Here is a 2,859-nt window from a genome sequence, read left to right on the forward strand (position 1 = left end):
ACTCGGATTTCTCGATCCGGTCCTTGGGGACAGACCAATTTCGGTCCATCCAACTGCGAAGTGGCCCGATGCTGCCATGCTTGATCCGATAGTACTCGGCCAGGGTTTGAAAACGATCGCGTCGCATGGAAAATTCGTCGTCGACACCGAGCTCCTTTGCCATTCGCTCTATAAGCTTCTCCCAAGAAGGGAGTCCAACACTGATCGACACCCCGGCCCCAACAAACAGAATTGCGCTGCGGTGGTGAATTGCGTTGGCGAGCGAATCTACAGGGTCATCGTTCATGGCCAAGGCTTTCGAGGCCACGCGCGCAGGCAGACCCTAAAGGCGCTTGTTGTTTCGGTTGTCGATCTTGGAATGCAGCCAACCATCTGGAACCGCACGGCTCATGGCAGCCGCATTGTGGTTCGCTGCTCGCGACCGGCTCCTGTTTCTGCTTACCGGTCATGTGGGTCCGGTTCTCCGCCAGCCACTTGCCGCGGCTTCGTTCCAGTCGCGCAATTGCTGAGAGCCTGCGTCGCTTCGGGCCAGGGAAGACGGCGAGAGGGTAGTTCATTGTCGTGACGGCGATGATTGTCATTGCGGCCTAAACACCCGTGGGCTGACATGTTCCTTGTGCTCGAAAATATTCCATGTGGTGCCTTCGCCAGAGCTACGGGTTCAATGCGGGAATGGTCTCGCGTCCAGGGTCGCGGCCCGCCTCGCCGAAAGCGGTGGCATTGCAGTGTGCGTGACCGTCACGGTATGCGGTCACCGCCTCTCCCCGGAATTCGACCACCTTGTTGACCACGACGATTTCCTGCACCTGCCTGTCTTCCTCCCTTCACATCTGATCGTTGTAGGGCTGCTTGGTTATCCCGACTTGCCTGGCCAGCTCGGCAAACGGTGGCACACCCGCTTCGAACTGTTTGGTGTTAGCCAACCGCAAAAGCCGCAAAGGAAAACAGACTGCGTCCCGGTTGGCGGGCGACATGTCCTCGAAGAGGCGCTCATCAGCCGTGAACGAGGCCTCCGCGGTTTTCAAAGCCATATCGATATCATCAACCGAAAGAAGGCCCCTCCGGACCAAGGCGTTATTGACGGCAGCGACCGCCATAAGCAAACCTTCCAATTGCAGGTTGGCGACGTTCATGGGCCATTGTCCTTCATATCGTTGGGCGCCCGTCTATCGATAATCCTGCTCCGGAAGCCTTGTGGCGTGCGGCGATGGGATTGCCGGCTTGCTAGAGCGTTTCGGCTGCGCGGCCGCGCCGGAACTGGCATCTGGTAGCGCCATGGCTTGGATCTCCGCTGGGCTGCTGGACAACTCTCCACATGCCTCGAGGTTCCGGATCGCCATGGCAACCTCGCAAGCAGAGGCAAGGCTTCAGCCGGAGCCAACAGCGTGTCTGTCGGCGAGCCATGGGCGGGAAATCTCGCGAATGGAACCGGAATACCACCACCGAACTCAGGCTGAGAAGTGCGTTCACCATAACCATGCCCTTTGAGGGTGGTCGCAACAAAAACTCTTCCGGTTCGGGCCCCTTGAAGTCGTCACGGACCTCGCCACCAAAGCCACCTCTTTTGGGCCGGCGCTTCAAATGCGATCAATCGGGTGGTTGCCAACTGCTCCTCGCGCGCTACCTGCTTCGCCCAAGCCGGGCGCGAAGGGTGGGAGCGTGCCTTCGGGGATCGAACAAATCCGGAGTGAACGTTGATCGCTCAATTCACCGCAGCGGGCGACGGACTTGCCTACGACATCTGCATTGTCGGAGGTGGCACTGTCGGCCTGGCCATTGCCGCGGCGCTCGAAAATGCAAAGCTACGCGTCTGCGTTCTGGAAGCGGGCGGCAGGTGGCAGACCAAGAGATCGCAGGAGCTCTACCACGGCATTGTCGCAGATCCCCTCGTCCACCCGCCTGTCCAGAATTTCCGGATACGAGCGCTGGGAGGATCGAGCCGAGCATGGGGTGGCCGCTGCGTGCCGTTCGATGGCATCGACTTCCAGAAGCGGGAATGGGTGCGCAATTCGGGCTGGCCGATCACCTATGAAACCCTGCTGCCCTACTACCGTCGGGCGCACGAGGTGATCGAGGTCGGGTCTTACGACTACGATCCAACAAGCGCGTTGCCTGGTTCTCGCGTTGAACTATTCGAGGGCGTCGACGGCGATTTGTTCAGGACCCGCCTGGAGCGGTTTAGTCGACCAACCAACGTGTGGAAACGGCTTTCCGGGTTGCTGCGGACTTCGCGTCATATCCACATCTGGTTAAACGCTGCGGCGACGGGAATTCGCCTGGCGCCGAACGGGCGTTGCGTCCACCACATCGACTGTGTTGACTTGAAGGGCACAAAGCGTGAGGTCACGGCTTGCCATTACATTGTAGCCGCCGGCGCGCTTTGAGACCACCCGATTGCTACTTGCCTCGAATGATGTGATGCCAGCTGGTATCGGCAACGCCCGAGATCAGCTCGGTCGTTTCTATATGGCCCATCTGGGAGGCACAGTCGGAGCACTAAAGTTGCCGAACGCCCAGCAGGCGGTTGCTTTTGGCTACGAGCGGGACGCGGCCGGCATCTACTGCCGAAGGCGGCTGTCGCTCACGGAGCGAGCGCAGCGGGAGCATTGCTTGCTCAACCAGATCTTCCGCACCCATCTCCCAGATCCAGCCGATCCCAGCCACAACGACCCGATCCTCTCGGCGATGTATCTCGTGAAAAGGACATTTCTCCCGAAACACCTCAGAGGTCGGCTGCAACATTCAATGACGCTGGACGAAAAGCTCGCGCACGTTCAGAACGTCGTATCCTCGCCAGTGCGCCTCGGGCGCTTCGGTTTGCGCTGGATGGCGAACAGAACTTTCGCACGGCGAAAGCTG

At 59.6% G+C, this 2,859-nt stretch carries 3 protein-coding genes and 2 pseudogenes; 2 read left to right on the forward strand and 3 right to left on the reverse strand.

Annotation, left to right across the window (positions count from 1 at the left end):
* From EN925_RS30685 to EN925_RS30690, 3 genes and pseudogenes are all read right to left on the reverse strand, one after another.
* Positions 1–286: pseudogene (locus tag EN925_RS30685) on the reverse strand (Sir2 family NAD-dependent protein deacetylase); the annotation flags it as partial.
* A gap of 367 nt (positions 287–653) precedes the next feature.
* Complete coding sequence (locus EN925_RS39845; RefSeq protein ID WP_156949289.1) at positions 654–806, reverse strand: hypothetical protein; 153 nt, start codon at positions 804–806, stop codon at positions 654–656.
* 18 nt (positions 807–824) lie between these two features.
* Complete coding sequence (locus tag EN925_RS30690; protein ID WP_027161855.1) at positions 825–1,133, reverse strand: hypothetical protein; 309 nt, start codon at positions 1,131–1,133, stop codon at positions 825–827.
* Between the two features lie 561 nt (positions 1,134–1,694).
* Between EN925_RS30690 and EN925_RS39850 the strand changes: the two genes are divergently transcribed.
* Both EN925_RS39850 and EN925_RS39855 read left to right on the forward strand, forming a co-directional pair.
* The gene (locus EN925_RS39850) at positions 1,695–2,384 is read left to right on the forward strand and encodes an FAD-dependent oxidoreductase (RefSeq protein ID WP_164894492.1); all 690 of its coding nucleotides are present in this window, start codon (positions 1,695–1,697) and stop codon (positions 2,382–2,384) included.
* A 118-nt stretch (positions 2,385–2,502) separates the two neighbouring features.
* Positions 2,503–2,859 (forward strand): annotated as a pseudogene (locus EN925_RS39855) (GMC family oxidoreductase); the annotation flags it as partial.

Origin of the sequence: Mesorhizobium sp. M7A.F.Ca.US.006.04.2.1, from assembly GCF_004022915.1 — a bacterium.
GTDB classification, from domain to species: Bacteria; Pseudomonadota; Alphaproteobacteria; order Rhizobiales; family Rhizobiaceae; genus Mesorhizobium; species Mesorhizobium ciceri.